This window comes from Microbacterium sp. NFH-22A-Y, from assembly GCF_021401375.1.
GTDB lineage: Bacteria > Actinomycetota > Actinomycetes > Actinomycetales > Microbacteriaceae > Microbacterium > Microbacterium hominis.
On the sequence record NZ_JACBGF010000002.1, the window covers coordinates 258645 to 273853 of the forward strand.

Consider the following 15209-nt stretch of genomic DNA (forward strand, 5'->3'; position numbering starts at 1 on the left):
ATGCCTTTCGGAAGCCCGGTCAGAAGCCCGGGAGAAGGCTCACGACGAGGTCGATGAGCTTGATGCCGACGAACGGGGCGACCACTCCGCCCAGGCCGTAGATGAGGAGGTTGCGTCCGAGGATCTGCGAGGCGCTCGCCGGCCGGTACGCGACGCCCTTCAGCGCCAGCGGGATGAGCACGACGATGATGATCGCGTTGAAGATGATCGCGCTCGTCACGGCGGATGCCGGGGAGTGCAGCTGCATGAGGTTCAGCGCCGCGAGTCCGGGGAAGACCCCCATGAACATCGCCGGGATGATCGCGAAGTACTTCGCGATGTCGTTGGCGAGGGAGAACGTGGTCAGGGCGCCGCGGGTGATCAGCAGCTGCTTGCCGATGCGGACGATGTCGATGAGCTTCGTCGGGTCGCTGTCGAGGTCGACCATGTTGCCGGCCTCCTTCGCGGCCGAGGTGCCCGTGTTCATCGCGACGCCGACGTCGGCCTGCGCGAGCGCGGGGGCGTCGTTGGTGCCGTCACCGGTCATCGCGACGAGCGCGCCGCCGGCCTGCTCGCGCTGGATGAGCGCCAGCTTGTCCTCCGGGGTGGCCTCGGCGAGGAAGTCGTCGACGCCCGCCTCCGCGGCGATCGCCCGCGCGGTGAGCGGGTTGTCGCCCGTGATCATCACGGTGCGGATGCCCATCGCACGCAGTTGCGTGAACCGCTCGGCGAGACCCTCCTTGACGACGTCCTTCAGGTGCACGGCGCCGAGCGGAACTCCTCCAGATCGGGGGTCGAGCGTGGCGACCACCAGCGGGGTTCCGCCGGACTGGGCGATGGCGTCGGTGAATTGGAGGAGTTCGGCGCGCTGCTGCGGCGCCACCGCGTGCCCCTCCGCCTCGAGCCAGGCGAGCACGGCGGATGCCGCGCCCTTGCGCACCTGCGTGCCGTCGACCAGATCGAGACCGCTCATGCGCGTCTGCGCCGTGAACGGCACGGGCGTCGATCCGTCCGGCGCGGCGGGAGCGACCCCCTGAGCCGCGGCAAGCTCGACGATCGACACGCCCTCGGGGGTCGGGTCGGCGAGCGAGGACAGTGCGGCCGCGCGAGCCAGCTCGTCGCCGGCGACACCGGTGAGCGCGACGAAGGCGCTCGCGCGGCGGTTGCCGTAGGTGATCGTGCCGGTCTTGTCGAGCAGCAGCGTGGTCACGTCGCCGGCGGCTTCGACGGCGCGCCCCGACATGGCGAGCACGTTGTGCTGCACGAGGCGGTCCATGCCCGCGATGCCGATCGCCGACAGGAGGGCGCCGATCGTGGTCGGGATGAGGCACACGAGCAGGGCGACGAGCACGGGGATGCTGACCGGGCTCGCCGCGTACGACGCGATCGGGTTGAGGGTCAGCACGACGATCACGAACACGATCGACAGGCTCGCCAGCAGGATGCCGAGGGCGATCTCGTTGGGCGTGCGCTGGCGGTTCGCGCCCTCGACGAGCGCGATCATGCGGTCGACGAAGGTCTGGCCCGGCTGGGAGGTGATGCGCACCACGATGCGGTCGCTGAGCACCCGCGTGCCGCCGGTGACGGCGCTGCGGTCGCCGCCGGACTCCCGGACGACGGGGGCGGACTCGCCCGTGATCGCCGACTCGTCGACCGTGGCGATGCCCCAGATCACGTCGCCGTCGCCGGGGATGAGCTCGCCCGCCGACACGACCACGACGTCATCGAGGGCGAGCTCGGACGAGGCGACGTCGTCGGTGGTGGCCGCGGTGGCCGCGGCATCCGTCGTGGGGTCGTAGCCGCGCACGAGGTGCGCGAGCGTCGCGGTGCGGGTCGTCCGCAGGGCTTGCGCCTGCGCCTTGCCGCGGCCCTCCGCGACCGACTCGGCGAGGTTGGCGAACAGCACGGTCAGCCAGAGCCACACCGCGATGCCCCACGTGAAACCGGCCGGCACGGGCGTGCCGCCGGAGCTCTGCGGTCCGCCGAGGAACGGCTCGGCGATGGCGATGGCGGTGGTGAGGGCCGCGCCGACCCACACGAGGAACATGACGGGGCTGCGCCACAGCTCGGCGGGGTTGAGCTTGCGGAGGGCGCCGGGGAGGGCGCCGACCAGCTGCGTCCAGCCGAACGCGCGGCGGGCGGGGGCGGGCGACGACGCGGTGTCGTCGCCGGCGGGCTGCGGACGGTGGAGGACCGGGGTGGACGTGTTCATGTCAGGACAGACCTTCTGCCAGGGGACCCAGCGCGAGAACGGGGAAGTAGGTGAGAGCGGTGATGACGACCGTCACGACCGCGAGCAGGCCGACGAACTGCGGACGGTGCGTGGGCAGCGTCCCGGCGGTGGACGGAACACGCTCCTGCGCGGCGAGCGAGCCGGCCAGGGCGAGCACGAGCACGATCGGCACGAACCGGCCGAGCAGCATCACCACCCCGAGCGCCGTGTTGAACCAGGGCGTGTTGGCGGTGAGGCCCGCGAAGGCGGAGCCGTTGTTGTTCGCGGCCGAGGTGAACGCGTAGAGCACCTCCGTCATCCCGTGGATGCCGGGATTGAGGATCGAGGTCGCCTCGACGTCGGCACGCACGGCGGGGATGCCGAAGCTCAGCGCCGTGCCGGCGAGCACGAGCGTCGGAGTCACGAGGATGTAGAGGCTCGCGAGCTTGATCTGCGTCGGGCCGATCTTCTTGCCCAGGTACTCGGGGGTGCGCCCGACGAGCAGGCCGCCGACGAAGACCGCGATGATCGCGAGCACGAGCATGCCGTACAGTCCCGAGCCGACGCCGCCGGGGGCGACCTCGCCGAGCATCATGTTCAGCAGGGGGATCATGCCGCCGGTGGCGGTGTACGAGTCGTGCATCGAGTTCACGGCGCCGGTCGAGGTGAGGGTCGTCACGGCCGCGTACAGGGCGGAGCCGACGATGCCGAAACGCTGCTCCTTGCCCTCCATGGCGCCGCCCGCGAGCTGCGGCGCGGTGCCGTGGCCGGCGACCTCGAGCGCGCTCACCGCGGCGATCGACGCGATCGCGAGGGTCGACATGACGGCGAGGATCGCGTAGCCCTGGCGGTTGTCGCCGACCATGCGGCCGAACGTGCGGGGGAGCGAGATCGGGATGACGAGGATCAGCAGCAGCTGGACCAGGTTCGTCCACGGCGTCGGGTTCTCGAACGGGTGCGCGGAGTTCGCGTTGAAGAACCCGCCGCCGTTGGTGCCGAGCATCTTGATCGCCTCCTGCGAGGCGACCGGCCCGCCCGGGATCGACTGCGTCGCTCCCGTGAGGGTGTGCGCGTCGACGAAGCCGTTCAGGTTCTGGATGACGCCGCCGGCCAGCAGCACGAGCGCCGCCACGACCGCGATCGGCAGCAGCAGCCGGCCGAGCCCGCGGGTCAGGTCGACCCAGAAGTTGCCGATCGTGCTCTGCCCGCGCCGCGCGAAGCCGCGCACGAGCGCGATCGCGACCGCGATGCCCACCGCGGCCGACACGAAGTTCTGCACGGTGAGACCGGCGAGCTGCACGAGGTAGCCCATCGTCGCCTCGGGCGAGTACGACTGCCAGTTGGTGTTCGTGACGAAGGATGCCGCGGTGTTGAACGCCAGCCCCTCCGGCACGGCCGGCAGCCCGAGCGAAGCGGGCAGGAACGCCTGCAGTCGCTGGAGCGCGTAGACGAACAGCACGCCCAGCAGCGAGAAGGCGAGCACGCCGCGGGTGTAGGCCTGCCAGGTCTGTTCGCTCTGCGGATCGACGCCGATGAGGCGGTAGACGACGCGCTCGGCGGCGGCATCCTTCTCGCTCGTGAAGATGCGGAACATGAGATCGCCCACGGGACGGTAGAGCAGCGCGAGCAGCAGGACGAGCGTCGCGATCTGCAGGACGCCGAACCAGATGTCGGCGGTGTCGACGCCCATCAGAAGCGCTCCGGCTTCACGAGGGCGACGACCAGGTAGACGACGCTGGCGACGCCGAGCACGGCGCCGATGATCGAGAAGACGTCCATCAGAGTCGCTCCGCCCCCTTCGCGACGAGGGCGACGACCGCGAACACCGCGATCGTCACGACGACGTAGATCACATCGAGCACAGGAACTCCCGGACACTGACCGCGCTCCGTCATCGGGCCTCTGCGCGGGCGCCCACCGTGGGCACGGAATCCGATCCAACTCCGGCATCGCGGCGGGCTGCGCCGTCCTTACGGTTTCCCTACGGCCCGGCGGGCGGTCCTCACGGCTCGCTCACGTCGCGGGCGGGGGTCGGGCGTTTCGACTCGCTGCGCTCGCTCAACGACCGGGGGGGGGTGGGGCGTTTCGACTCGCTGCGCTCGCTCAACGACCGGGGGTGGGGTGCTGCGCTCGCTCAACGGCCGGGGGCGAGGCGCGCAGCGCCGAGTCGAAACGCGCGCCCGGCTCAGCCGGCGTCGGGAGAGCCCGCTCGATCGCGAGACCCGCGGAAGTGCGCGATCTTGTCGTCCATGACCGCGATCGCGCGGGAGAGCACGCGACGGCGCTCCTCGAGGGCCCCGCGGCGCTCCTCGAGGAAGGCCACCGGGTCGACCGAGGCGTGGGGGCCGTGGAGGAGATCGGCGAACGTGCGCAGATCGTCGATGCCGAGCCCGGCATCCTTCATGCACGTGACGACCCCGATCCAGGCGAGATCGTTGTCGCTGAACACCCGATGGTTGCGGCGATCGCGCGTGAGCGGGCCGATGATCCCCTCGTCCTCGTAGTAGCGGAGGGTGTCGGCCGAGAGGCCGCTCGCCGCGACGGCCTCGCCCATCGTGAGCATCGTGGTCATTGCGCATCCCTTCCGTCGAGCACGGCGCGCGCCTCGGCATCCAGCTGCAGTGCGAGCGCGTCCATCGCCTCATCCAACTGTGCGATGTCGGACACGCCGACGACGGGCGTGACGGCCGGCGTGCCGCCGATCAGCCACGCGAGCACCACCTGGTTGCGCGTGGCGTCCAGGCGCCGGGCGACGCGATCCAGCGCGGCCAGGCGCCGGTCGGTCTCGGGATGCCGATAGGCGTGCGGCAGCCGGTCGGTGCGCGCGTACGCCCCCGACAGGAGCGTCGTGTAGGCCCACATGCCGAGTCCCTCGGAGGCGACGTAGTCGAGGGACTCGGGGGTCGCGACCACGTGGCCCGGCGGCAGCGGTGCGAACGGCATCGGCTGGAGGTAGCTGTGCCGCAGTTGGAGGGCATCGTAGGAGGCCAGTCCGCGCGTGCGGGCGAGGGAGCGGGCGCGTTCGACGCGCCAGGTCGCGTGGTTCGACGCGCCGAGTCGGCGTACCCGGCCGTCGGCGACGAGCGACCCGAGCGCCTCGACCTGCTCTTCGAGGGGAACCGCGCGGTCCTCGATGTGCGCCCACAGCAGGTCGATGACGTCCACGCCGAGACGGGCCATCGACGGCGCGACCGCCTCCTCGACGGCGCGCGGGCCGAGACCCTCCATCGGGGCGGCCCACGTGCCGGGCACCGTCGGGTTCGCGCCGATCTTGGTCGAGATCGCCACCTCGTCGCGTATGCCCGGATGCCGGCGGAGCCAGTCGCCGATGACGGTCTCGCTCGCGCCGCCGGTGCCGCTCGGCGACTCCCAGAACGCGTAGTTGTCGGCGGTGTCGAGCCAGCGCCCGCCGCGTGCCACGTAGTGATCGAGCAGCGCATACGAGCATTCGGCATCCTGTCGCGTGCCGAACCAGATCGTGCCCAGAGCCAGTTCCTTGCGGTGAGTGGTGTCCATGGCTCCACAGCCCACCACCTGGAGCGCGCTCCAGGTCAAAACCGGGATCGGTACTCAGTCTTGCGGAGTACCGGTACTCATGCTTACTATGTACCGGTACTCGTTGTTGATGAGTACCGACTGAGGAGGATCCATGGGACGCCAATCCACCGAGATGCTCAAGGGCGTGCTCGAGGGCATCGTGCTGGCGATTCTCGGCCGTCGTCCGGCGTACGGCTACGAGATCACCGCCTGGCTGCGCGAGCAGGGGTTCGCGGAGATCGCCGAGGGAACGGTGTACGCGCTCCTCGTGCGCATCGAGCAACGCGGTCTCGTCGACGTCGAGAAGGTGCCGTCGGAGAAGGGGCCGCCCCGCAAGGTCTACACGCTGAACGCGCAGGGCGCGGACCAGCTCGAAGAGTTCTGGGGAACGTGGAGCTTCCTCGCCGACCGACTCGATCAGCTCCACGCCGAAGACGACCAGAAGGAGAACTGAGATGTCGTGGATCGAGAAGCTCACCGGATCGCTCGAGCAGAAGAAGCAGTACAAGAACGCCGTCGCGCGGATGGATGCCTTGCCCGCGCCCTACCGCGACGCGGCGAAGGCCTATCAGCGGTACTTCATGTACTCCGCGGGATTCCTCGACGGCGACACGCTCGTGACCCTGTTCGCGGACTTCGTCGACCTCTGGGAGCGCGCCGCGGCCGACGCCACCCCGCTGCGCGACATCGTCGGCGCGGACCCCGTCGAGTTCGGCGAGGACTTCGTCCGCGCGTACTCGGGCCGGCAGTGGATCGACAAGGAGCGCGCGCGGCTGGTCGAGGCGATCGAGCGGGCCGAACGGGAACGCTCATGAACGCCACCGCCACGCCCCCCACCACCGCGCCCGCGATCCGGGTCGCCGGCATCGAGAAGTCGTTCGGAGACCTGGAGGTGCTCCGCGGCGTCGACCTCGAGGTGCCGCGGGGCACCGTCGTGGCCCTGCTGGGCTCGAACGGGGCCGGCAAGACGACCCTCGTGCGGATCCTGGCGACGCTGCTGCGACCCGATCGCGGGCTCGCGACGGTCGACGGGCACGATGTGGCCACCGACGGGGATGCCGTGCGGCGCGCCATCAGCCTGACCGGCCAGTTCGCCGCCGTCGACGAGGTGCTGACGGGGCGGGAGAACCTCCTGCTCGTCGCCCGGCTGCGGCACGTGGCCGCACCGGCCGACGTCGTCGACGCTCTGCTCGCGCGGTTCTCGCTGACGGATGCCGCGTCGCGCCCGGCCGGCACGTACTCCGGCGGCATGCGGCGTCGACTCGACATCGCCATGAGCCTCGTCGGAGATCCGTCCGTCGTCTTCCTCGACGAGCCGACGACGGGCCTCGACCCCCAGGCGCGCGCGGAGGTGTGGAGCACCGTCCGTGCGCTCGCCGACGGCGGGACGACCGTGCTGCTGACGACCCAGTATCTCGACGAGGCCGAGCAGCTGGCCGACCGCATCGCCATCCTGCATCGCGGCCGCATCCTGGTCGAGGGCACGCTCGCGGAGCTGAAGCGCCTGCTGCCCCCGGCGACGGTGGAATACGTCGAGAAGCAGCCCACGCTCGAGGAGATCTTCCTCGCCCTCACCGGCGCGGCCGATCCCGAGACCGACACCGATCCCCACACCGACACCGAGAGGCGCGCATCATGAGCACCGCACTCCTGGACACCCGCATCCTCACCGGGCGCTCGCTGCGCCACATCCTGCGCAGCCCCGACACGATCATCACGACGGCCGTGACGCCCGTCGTACTCCTGCTGCTGTTCGTCTACGTGTTCGGCGGGGCCATCGACACCGGGTCGGGTCCGTACATCGACTACATGCTCCCCGGCACCCTGCTCATCACGATCGCCTCCGGCATCGCGTACACCGCGTACCGTCTCTTCCTCGATCTGCAGGGTGGCATCCTCGAGCGGTTCCAGTCCATGCCGATCGCCCGGTCGAGTGTGCTGTGGGCGCACGTGCTCACGTCGTTGGCGGCGAACACCGCCTCGCTGGTCATCGTGGTCGCCGTCGCGCTGGCCATGGGCTTTCGCACGGGGGCCGGCGTGCTCGGCTGGCTCGCGGTGATCGGCATCCTGCTGCTGTTCACGACGGCGCTGACCTGGGTGGCGGTGATCGCGGGGTTGACGGCCAAGACCGTGGATGGCGCGAGCGCCTTCAGCTATCCGCTGATCTTCCTCCCGTTCCTCAGCTCCGCCTTCGTGCCCACCGACTCCATGCCGGCTCCGGTCGCCTGGTTCGCGGAGAACCAGCCGGTGACGCCGATCGTCGAGACGATCCGTGCCCTGTTCGCGGGCGCGCCGGTCTCGGGTCAGATCTGGGTGGCCCTGGGCTGGGTGCTCGGCATCCTCGTCGCGGCCTTCGTCGCCGCCTCGGCGATCTACCGCCGCCGGACGACCTGACGCGAGGCGCCGTCGCGCGGGAGGCCCACCCGGCCGTGTACTTTAGGTAAGGCAATCCTTATCCGAAGTCGGCTCCGGCCGTCGTCCCGTCAGGAGCTCCCGTGCGCCCTGCCCCGTCTGCGCGTTCCGTTGCGATCGCCCTGCTCGCGATCGTCGCGGCGGTCTCTCCCGCCGCCCCCGCCGCCGCGACGGGAGAGACCGATCCCGCCGACTGCACGGTGACGGCCGCGTCGCTGACCTGGGGGTTCAAGGAGTCGTTCCGCTCCTACATCTCGGGCTCGATCGCCCGCGGTGCGTGGGAGACGGTCGATGGTGCGACGTACACCACGCCCGCCTTCCACTGGTCCGCCGGCACCGGCACCGTCTCCCCGGACGGCACCGTCGGCGTGGTCTCCTTCCCCGGCGGCATCCGGTTCACGGGGCACGACGGGCTGCTCGACACGACCGTCGCCCATCCCACGCTCGCGCTGTCGGCGGGTGGGGCCCGACTGCTCCTCGACGTCGCGGGCGTCTCGATGGAGAACGCGATGGCCGGCGACGGCACCGTCGACACGGTCACCCAGACTCCGTTCGTCACGGTCGACGCGGCCGCCATCGAGTACGTGCGCGCCGGCGACGTCGTCACGTTCTCCGCGACGGATGCCGCGACCGCCGTGACGGAGGAGGGCTTCGCCGCCTTCGGCAGCTATCCGGCCGGAACGGCGTTCGACCCGCTCACGTTCTCGGTCACGGCGCAGTGCCCGGCATCCACCCCGACCGCCGAGGTCGCGCCCGCCGCCCCCGCGGAATCCGGGACGGACGACGCCGCACTCGCCGCGAGCCCTGAGCCCTCGGCGCCGGTCGGGGCGATCGCCGGAGCGGCCGCCGCCGTCGTCGCGGTCTGGGCGGCCGCGCTGCTCCTCGTCCGCCGGCGCCGGAACCGCGCCGGCGCGGAAGGGGAGGGCTCGTGATCCTCCGCCGCGTCGCGGCGACGGCGCTGAGCCTCGTCGTCGTGCTCCTGGCCGGCTGCTCCGCCGCGGCGGCGCCCGCCGAGCCCACGGCATCCGCTCCGCGCGTCGCGTTGTCGGAGGTCAGCCCGCTCGCCGACCCCAAGGCGTACGTCGGCCCCTCGACCGCGACGCTCGACGACGCCGCGATCGAGCCCGTCCTCGCCGCGCCGTCGTCGCGGCTGCCGGTCACCGTGACCTCCCGCGACCTGTCGGGCGATGTGGAGGTCACCGTCACCGACGCCTCGCGTGTCATCGCCATGGACCTCTCCGGTTCCCTCGCGGCGACCGTCGCGGGGCTCGGCTTCGCCGACCGGCTGGTCGGCCGCGACATCTCGACCACCTTCGCGGGCGTGAGCGACCTGCCCGTGATCACCTCCGGCGGCCACTCCGTCAACGCCGAGGCGATCATCGGGCTCGCGCCGACGCTCGTCATCACGGACGGGAGCATCGGTCCGGCCGACGTCGTCCAGCAGCTGCGCGACGTCGGCATCACGGTGGTGTTCGTCGAGCGCTCGTCCTCGTTCGTGGGCGCCGCCGCGCAGGCGCGCGCCGTCGCCGCGATCTTCGGTGCCGCCGACGCCGGAGACCTGCTGGCCGGCCGCATCGAGGGCGAACTGCAGACCGTCACCGCGCAGATCTCCCGGATCGCGCCCGCCGTCGAGTCCGACCGGCTGCGCATGGTCTTCCTCTATCTGCGCGGGACGTCGGGCATCTACTACCTGTTCGGCAGCGAGTCCGGCGCCGACGACCTCGTCGGCGCCCTCGGCGGCATCGACGTCGCCGGTCAGCTGGGCTGGCGCGGCATGCAGCCGATGACCGACGAGGCGATGGTCGCCGCCGACCCCGACCTGATCCTCGTCATGACCGCCGGCATCGCGTCGGTCGGCGGCATCGACGGGCTGCTCGCCGAGAAGCCCGCGATCGCGCTCACCTCCGCGGGTCAGCACCGACGCTTCGTCGACATGGCGGACGGGCAGATCCTCTCGTTCGGCCCGCGGTCGGCGGAGGTGCTGGATGCGCTCGCGCGGGCGGTCTATGCGCCTGACGGCGCGTCGGATGCCGCGTCGCCGGCCGTGCCGGCGGAGCAGGGCCCGTGACCGCCGTCGCCCCTGCCCCCTCGCCCGGTCCGTCGCGCGGCGCGGCGACGCGAGTGCCGCCGCGTCCGCGCCGTCGGGGCCGTGCGGGCGCCGTCTTCGCGGTGACGGCGGCCCTGCTCCTGGTCGGGGTCATCCTCTCGGCGGGCATCGGTCAGTTGCCCATCGGCCCGGCCGAGGTCGTCGGCTCCCTGCTGCGCTCCCTCGGCATCCCGAACGCCTGGGCGCCGTCGGCGCCGTTGATCGAGCAGACGCTGTGGCAGATCCGCTTCCCCCGCGTGGTCATGTCGGTGCTGGTGGGGGCGTTGCTGGCGCTCGCCGGCGCCGTCATGCAGGCCATCTTCGCCAACCCCCTGGCCGAGCCCGGCGTCGTCGGGGTGTCGTCGGGCGCCGCCGTCGGGGCCGCCGCCGCGATCACGCTCGGCCTCACCTCCCTCGGCGGCTGGACGACCGCCGTGTTCGCCTTCGTCGGAGGGCTGGCGGCGACCCTCGTCGTGTACGCGACGGCCCGGTCGCAGGGCCGCACCGAATCGGTCACGCTGATCCTCACCGGCATCGCGGTCAACGCCTTCACGGGAGCCGCGCTCGCCGTGCTGATGTTCGCGGGCGACACGGCGTCTCGCGAGCAGATCGTGTTCTGGCAGCTGGGCTCGATGAACGGCTCCCGGTGGACCGAGGTGGGGCTCGTCGCCCTGGTCGGGCTGGCCGCGGCATCCGCCACGGTCGGTCTCGCCCGCCGGCTCGACCTGTTGGCCCTCGGCGACCGCACGGCGGCGCACCTGGGGGTGCGGGTCGAACGGCTGCGCGTGATCGCGATCGTGCTGGTCGCCCTGCTCACGGGCGTCGCCGTGGCCTTCGTGGGCATTATCGCGTTCGTGGGGCTGGTGGTGCCGCACGTGATGCGGATGCTGCTGGGCCCCTCGAACCGCACGCTGCTTCCCGCCTCGCTGCTCGGCGGGGCGGTCGTGCTCGTCTCTGCCGACCTCCTCGCCCGCACGGTGATCCCGTCGGCAGACCTCCCCATCGGCGTGCTGACCTCACTGGTCGGCGGACCGTTCTTCTACGTGCTCATCCGCCGCACCCGTCGCCGCGCCGGAGGCTGGGCGTGAGCGGGCTCGCCTATGCGCTCCGCGACGTGTCCTACCGGGTCGGCTCGCCCGGGGGAGGCGCCGAGATCCTCGCGGGCGTCACCCTCGACATCGCCTACGGGCGGGTTCTGGCCCTCGTCGGTCCCAACGGTGCGGGGAAGTCGACTCTCCTGAGCGTGCTGACCGGGGATGCCGCGCCCTCCGCCGGCACGGTGGAGCTCGACGGGCGTCCGCTCGCCCAGTGGCGCGCGCGGGAGCTCGCACGCGCCCGGTCGGTCCTCCTGCAGTCGCATCGGGTCGCGTTCTCGTTCACGGCGGCCGACGTCGTGGAGATGGGTCGAGCGCCCTGGATCAACACGGCGCGGGCCGACGACGACGATCGCCTCATCGCCGAGGCGCTGACGCGGGCAGACGTGTCCCACCTGCGCGAGCGGGAGTTCCCGTCGCTGTCGGGCGGCGAGAAGGCGCGGGTGTCGCTGGCCCGCGTGCTGGCGCAGGACACGCCCATCGTGCTGCTCGACGAGCCCACGGCCGCCCTCGACCTCCGCCACCAGGAGGACGTGCTGCGGATCGCCCGGGAGCTGGCGGCGGAGGGGCGCGCGGTGGTCGTGGTGCTCCACGACCTGTCGCTCGCCGGCGCCTACGCCGACGAGATCGCGGTCATCGATCGCGGCCGACTCGTCGCGCACGGCGAACCCGCGGAGGTCTTGGTGGAGGAGCGGATCGCCGAGGTCTACGGCATCCCCGTGCGCGTGCTGGCCGACCCCGACACGGGCCGGCCGATCATCCTCCCCCGGCGCGGTTCATACCGGTGAATGGAATGAATAAGGATAGGCTAAGCTAACTCCAAGCCGGACGTTTGCCCTACGTCATCCGCTTCCTTTCGCCACACTCCTGGAGGTTCTCCCGTGCACAGAACAAGGAGGCCGTCGCTGAGACGCGCCCTCGCGAGCGGGCTGGCCGCCGTGCTCGTCGCCGCCGGTGCGCTCGTCGGCGTCGCCGCGCCCGCGCAGGCCGCATCCGATCCCGCGCTGACGGCGACCGTCGGCGTCACCCCCGGCGTCGGCATCGACATCGCGGTCGCGGGCACCGGGTTCCAGAACGTGCAGGCGCTGCCGGGTCAGACGGCACCGCACGTCTACCTCGCGCTGGTGACGCGCGACGGCTACGACGTCGACCAGGCCAGCACTCCGAACACGGATGCCGTCGTGGATGCGGGCGGAAACGTGGCCGGAACCCTCACGCAGACCGCCGCGAAGCTGGATCGCGCGACGGCGTACGACGTGATCGCGTGGCCGTCGCGCTCGTTCCCGTCGGCGTCGAACCTGCTCGCGCGCACCGCGGTCACCATCGACTGGGAGGCGCTGTTCCCGCCCACCGCGACCACGACGACCCTCACCGTGTCGCCGAGCGGGTCCGCCGTGTCGGGCACGAGCGTGGCACTGACCGCGACCGTCACGCCCGCGGCATCCGGCGCCGTGGAGTTCTTCGACGGCTCCGTGTCGCTGGGCTCCGTCGCCGTCGCCGTCGCCGCCGGCTCGGCGCAGGTGAGCACCTCGGCGCTGAGCGTCGGCGGGCACTCGCTGACGGCCGTGTTCACCCCGGCCGATGCCGCCACCAGCGGCTCGACGTCGGATGCCGTCGCCTACGACATCGCCGCGGTCGTCGAGCCCGAGAAGCCGGCGCCCGCCGTCTCGGTGTTCCTCGCCGACGGCGTCACCGCGTACACGGGTCAGGCGCTGTACGACGGCGACACCGTCGTCGTGAAGGGCCGGGGTTTCGTGCCGGACGCGCCGGCGACCGACGGAACGCGTCCGCCTCTCGCGGGCGCCTTCGGCGGCGCGTACGTGGGCTTCGGCTTCTCCGCCGGCGACGCCTGGACCTCGGCCGGCCGCAGCACCGAGTACACCCGGTGGGCGGTGTCGGAGGGTGATGTCGCCAAGATCGGCGGCGCGGCGGCGGGTGCCGTCGCCATCGCGGCGGACGGCACCTTCGCCACGACGCTGAGCGTCGTGCGCAGCGCGACGGCGCCAGACGGCGCCCGCTTCGGCGTGCGCACGTGGGCCGCCGGCGGCGCGGTCTACGCGCCCTTCTCGACGTTCACCGTCGTCGACGCGGCCGGCTCCGCGCCGGAGCCCGCCCCGACCCCGACGGTCACCGTGTCGAAGACGGCGGATCTCGACCCGACCGGCGAGACGGTGACGGTCACCGGCACCGGCTTCCTCCCCCACTCGCCCGACACCGACGGCACCCGGCCGCCGCTGCAGGGCTCGTTCACCGGGGCCTACGTCGTGTTCGGCTCCTTCGCCGCCGACTGGCGACCGAGCACCGGCGCGACCTCCTCCGCGCGCAAGGGCTTCGACACGAAGTGGGGCCTGCTCGCCGCCGACGTTTCGAAGGTCGGGGGCGCCGCCGCAGGTGCGATCGAGATCGCCGCCGACGGCAGCTTCTCGACCACGCTGCACGTCTCGAAGGCCGACGGCGCGCTCGCGAACGGCACGTGGGGCGTGTACACCTACGCGGCCGGCGGTGCGACGTACGCGCCGTTCGAGACCGCCACGCCGATCTCGTTCGCGGCCGAGGTGCCCCCGGTCGATGGTCCGACGGTCACCGTGACCCCGGCATCCGGGCTGGACCCCGCCGTCGAGAACGTCCTGACCGTCTCGGGCACCGGCTTCACCGGACCCGGCGCGGCCAACGGCGTGTACGTGCTGTTCGGCGAGAGTTCGCTGTGGTCGGGGCAGTCCGCGCTCCCCGCCGGCGGGTGGATCGCGCAGGCCTGGGTCCCGACGATCCTCGACGGCGCGTTCACCACGACGCTGACGATCCCGGCCGGCACCCTCGAGCCGGGCACGAGCTACCAGGTCGCGACGTCCGCGGCGCACGGGCTGTCGCTGACGGACCGCAGCCTCGACACCTTCACGGCGGTGACGGTGGCGATGCCGACCACCACGACGCCCACCGTGTTCCTGAGCGCACCCAGCGTCGTCCAGGGCGGATCGCTCACGGTGCGCGGCAGCGGCTTCCCCGCCGGGGTCGCCGTCACCGTCGAGGTGCACTCCGACGTGGTCACCCTCGGCACCACGACCGTCGGCGACGGCGGCCTCTTCTCGGTCACCGGCGTCATCCCGGCCACCCTGCCCGCGGGCGCGCACACGGTCGTCGTCCGTGCGGGCGACATCACCGTGCAGCAGCCGATCACGATCGAGGCCGCATCGGCATCCCCCGCGCCCGAGGCGGTCACCGCACCGGTCGCGGTCTGCACGGCGCGGGCGGTCGACGGGGCCTCCCTCACGTGGGGTGTGAAGCAGAGCTTCGTGTCGTACGTGAACGGCCCGATCGCGAAGGGCTCCGCGTCGATCGCGTGGCGCAGCGGATCGGGGGCGTTCAACACCGAGGAGGGCATCGGCCGGGTGTCCTTCGGCGGAGCGGCGAGCTTCACCGGACACGGGGGCCTGCTCGACCTGACGATCTCCAACCCCGTGATCCAGGTCACCGGCGCGCGCACTGCGACCCTCAGCGCCTACGTGCAGTCGAAGGGATACGGCGGCAGCCCGTCGGTCGACGGCCGCGTCGTGCTCGCGAACCTGACGCTCCCGGCGGCGACGACCCGCGGCGGCGCGATCGCGTGGACGGATGCCGCGGCCACCCTGACGGCGGCCGGTGCGGAGGCCTTCGGCGGCTTCTACGCGGCGGGCGAGAGCCTCGACCCGGTGTCGTTCACCTTCCCGCTGGGTGCGGACGTGCCGTGCGACACGGCGACGTCGGGAGCACTCGCGGCCACGGGCGGAACGATGCCGGGCGGAACCGTCTGGGTGGGGCTCGGAATGCTCCTGCTCGGTGCGGGCCTGGTGGCGATCCGCCGCAGGACGATGGCCGACCGCACGGTCTGAGCCCTCGATCCCGCAGCGCCCCG

General features: G+C 72.1%; 14 protein-coding genes. 9 read left to right on the forward strand and 5 right to left on the reverse strand.

Translation table 11 applies throughout. From position 1 onward, the window contains the following. Positions 1-19: 19 nt before the first annotated feature. The 5 genes from kdpB to L0965_RS07240 all read right to left on the reverse strand — a co-directional run bounded on the left by kdpB (position 20) and on the right by L0965_RS07240 (position 5707). The gene (kdpB, locus tag L0965_RS07220; protein ID WP_101307046.1) at positions 20-2191 is read right to left on the reverse strand and encodes a potassium-transporting ATPase subunit KdpB; all 2172 of its coding nucleotides are present in this window, start codon (positions 2189-2191) and stop codon (positions 20-22) included. Position 2192: 1 nt separating this feature from the next. Continuing rightward, positions 2193-3881, reverse strand: a complete 1689-nt coding sequence (gene kdpA, locus L0965_RS07225; RefSeq protein ID WP_060959092.1) for a potassium-transporting ATPase subunit KdpA — start codon at positions 3879-3881, stop codon at positions 2193-2195. Continuing rightward, on the reverse strand, positions 3881-3970 hold the full coding sequence (gene kdpF / locus L0965_RS07230; RefSeq protein WP_060959093.1) for a K(+)-transporting ATPase subunit F: 90 nt from the start codon (positions 3968-3970) through the stop codon (positions 3881-3883). Before kdpF ends, kdpA begins: the two co-directional genes overlap by 1 nt. Positions 3971-4376: 406 nt before the next feature. Beyond that, a complete protein-coding gene (locus L0965_RS07235; RefSeq protein ID WP_060959094.1) occupies positions 4377-4763 on the reverse strand; it encodes a MerR family transcriptional regulator in 387 nt (128 codons plus the stop codon). Further along, on the reverse strand, positions 4760-5707 hold the full coding sequence (locus L0965_RS07240; RefSeq protein ID WP_101307045.1) for an aldo/keto reductase: 948 nt from the start codon (positions 5705-5707) through the stop codon (positions 4760-4762). Before L0965_RS07240 ends, L0965_RS07235 begins: the two co-directional genes overlap by 4 nt. A gap of 133 nt (positions 5708-5840) precedes the next feature. Between L0965_RS07240 and L0965_RS07245 the strand changes: the two genes are divergently transcribed. The 9 genes from L0965_RS07245 (at position 5841) to L0965_RS07285 (ending at position 15186) form a co-directional block, all read left to right on the forward strand. Further along, positions 5841-6182, forward strand: a complete 342-nt coding sequence (locus L0965_RS07245; protein ID WP_060959096.1) for a PadR family transcriptional regulator — start codon at positions 5841-5843, stop codon at positions 6180-6182. A 1-nt stretch (position 6183) separates the two neighbouring features. Further along, positions 6184-6543 (forward strand): DUF1048 domain-containing protein, encoded by a 360-nt coding sequence (locus L0965_RS07250; RefSeq protein WP_101307044.1) that lies wholly within the window; start codon positions 6184-6186, stop codon positions 6541-6543. Then, the gene (locus tag L0965_RS07255; RefSeq protein ID WP_101307043.1) at positions 6540-7367 is read left to right on the forward strand and encodes an ABC transporter ATP-binding protein; all 828 of its coding nucleotides are present in this window, start codon (positions 6540-6542) and stop codon (positions 7365-7367) included. The genes L0965_RS07250 and L0965_RS07255 overlap by 4 nt, the downstream gene beginning before the upstream one ends. Beyond that, positions 7364-8122: an ABC transporter permease gene (locus L0965_RS07260; protein WP_101307042.1), complete on the forward strand. Its 759-nt coding sequence runs from the start codon at positions 7364-7366 to the stop codon at positions 8120-8122. The genes L0965_RS07255 and L0965_RS07260 overlap by 4 nt, the downstream gene beginning before the upstream one ends. A 101-nt stretch (positions 8123-8223) precedes the next feature. Beyond that, the gene (locus L0965_RS07265) at positions 8224-9072 is read left to right on the forward strand and encodes an HtaA domain-containing protein (protein WP_101307041.1); all 849 of its coding nucleotides are present in this window, start codon (positions 8224-8226) and stop codon (positions 9070-9072) included. Next, positions 9069-10208 carry a hemin ABC transporter substrate-binding protein gene (locus tag L0965_RS07270; RefSeq protein WP_232783945.1) on the forward strand — a complete coding sequence of 380 codons (1140 nt, stop codon included), beginning with the start codon at positions 9069-9071 and terminating at the stop codon, positions 10206-10208. The genes L0965_RS07265 and L0965_RS07270 overlap by 4 nt, the downstream gene beginning before the upstream one ends. Positions 10209-10261: 53 nt before the next feature. Continuing rightward, positions 10262-11314 carry an iron ABC transporter permease gene (locus L0965_RS07275; protein WP_101307299.1) on the forward strand — a complete coding sequence of 351 codons (1053 nt, stop codon included), beginning with the start codon at positions 10262-10264 and terminating at the stop codon, positions 11312-11314. Further along, entirely contained in the window at positions 11311-12108 is a 798-nt protein-coding gene (locus L0965_RS07280; RefSeq protein ID WP_101307040.1) for a heme ABC transporter ATP-binding protein, read from the forward strand. Before L0965_RS07275 ends, L0965_RS07280 begins: the two co-directional genes overlap by 4 nt. 93 nt (positions 12109-12201) lie before the next feature. After that, positions 12202-15186, forward strand: coding sequence for an HtaA domain-containing protein (locus L0965_RS07285; RefSeq protein WP_234057969.1), 2985 nt, complete (start codon positions 12202-12204; stop codon positions 15184-15186). The last annotated feature ends 23 nt before the right edge of the window (positions 15187-15209 follow it).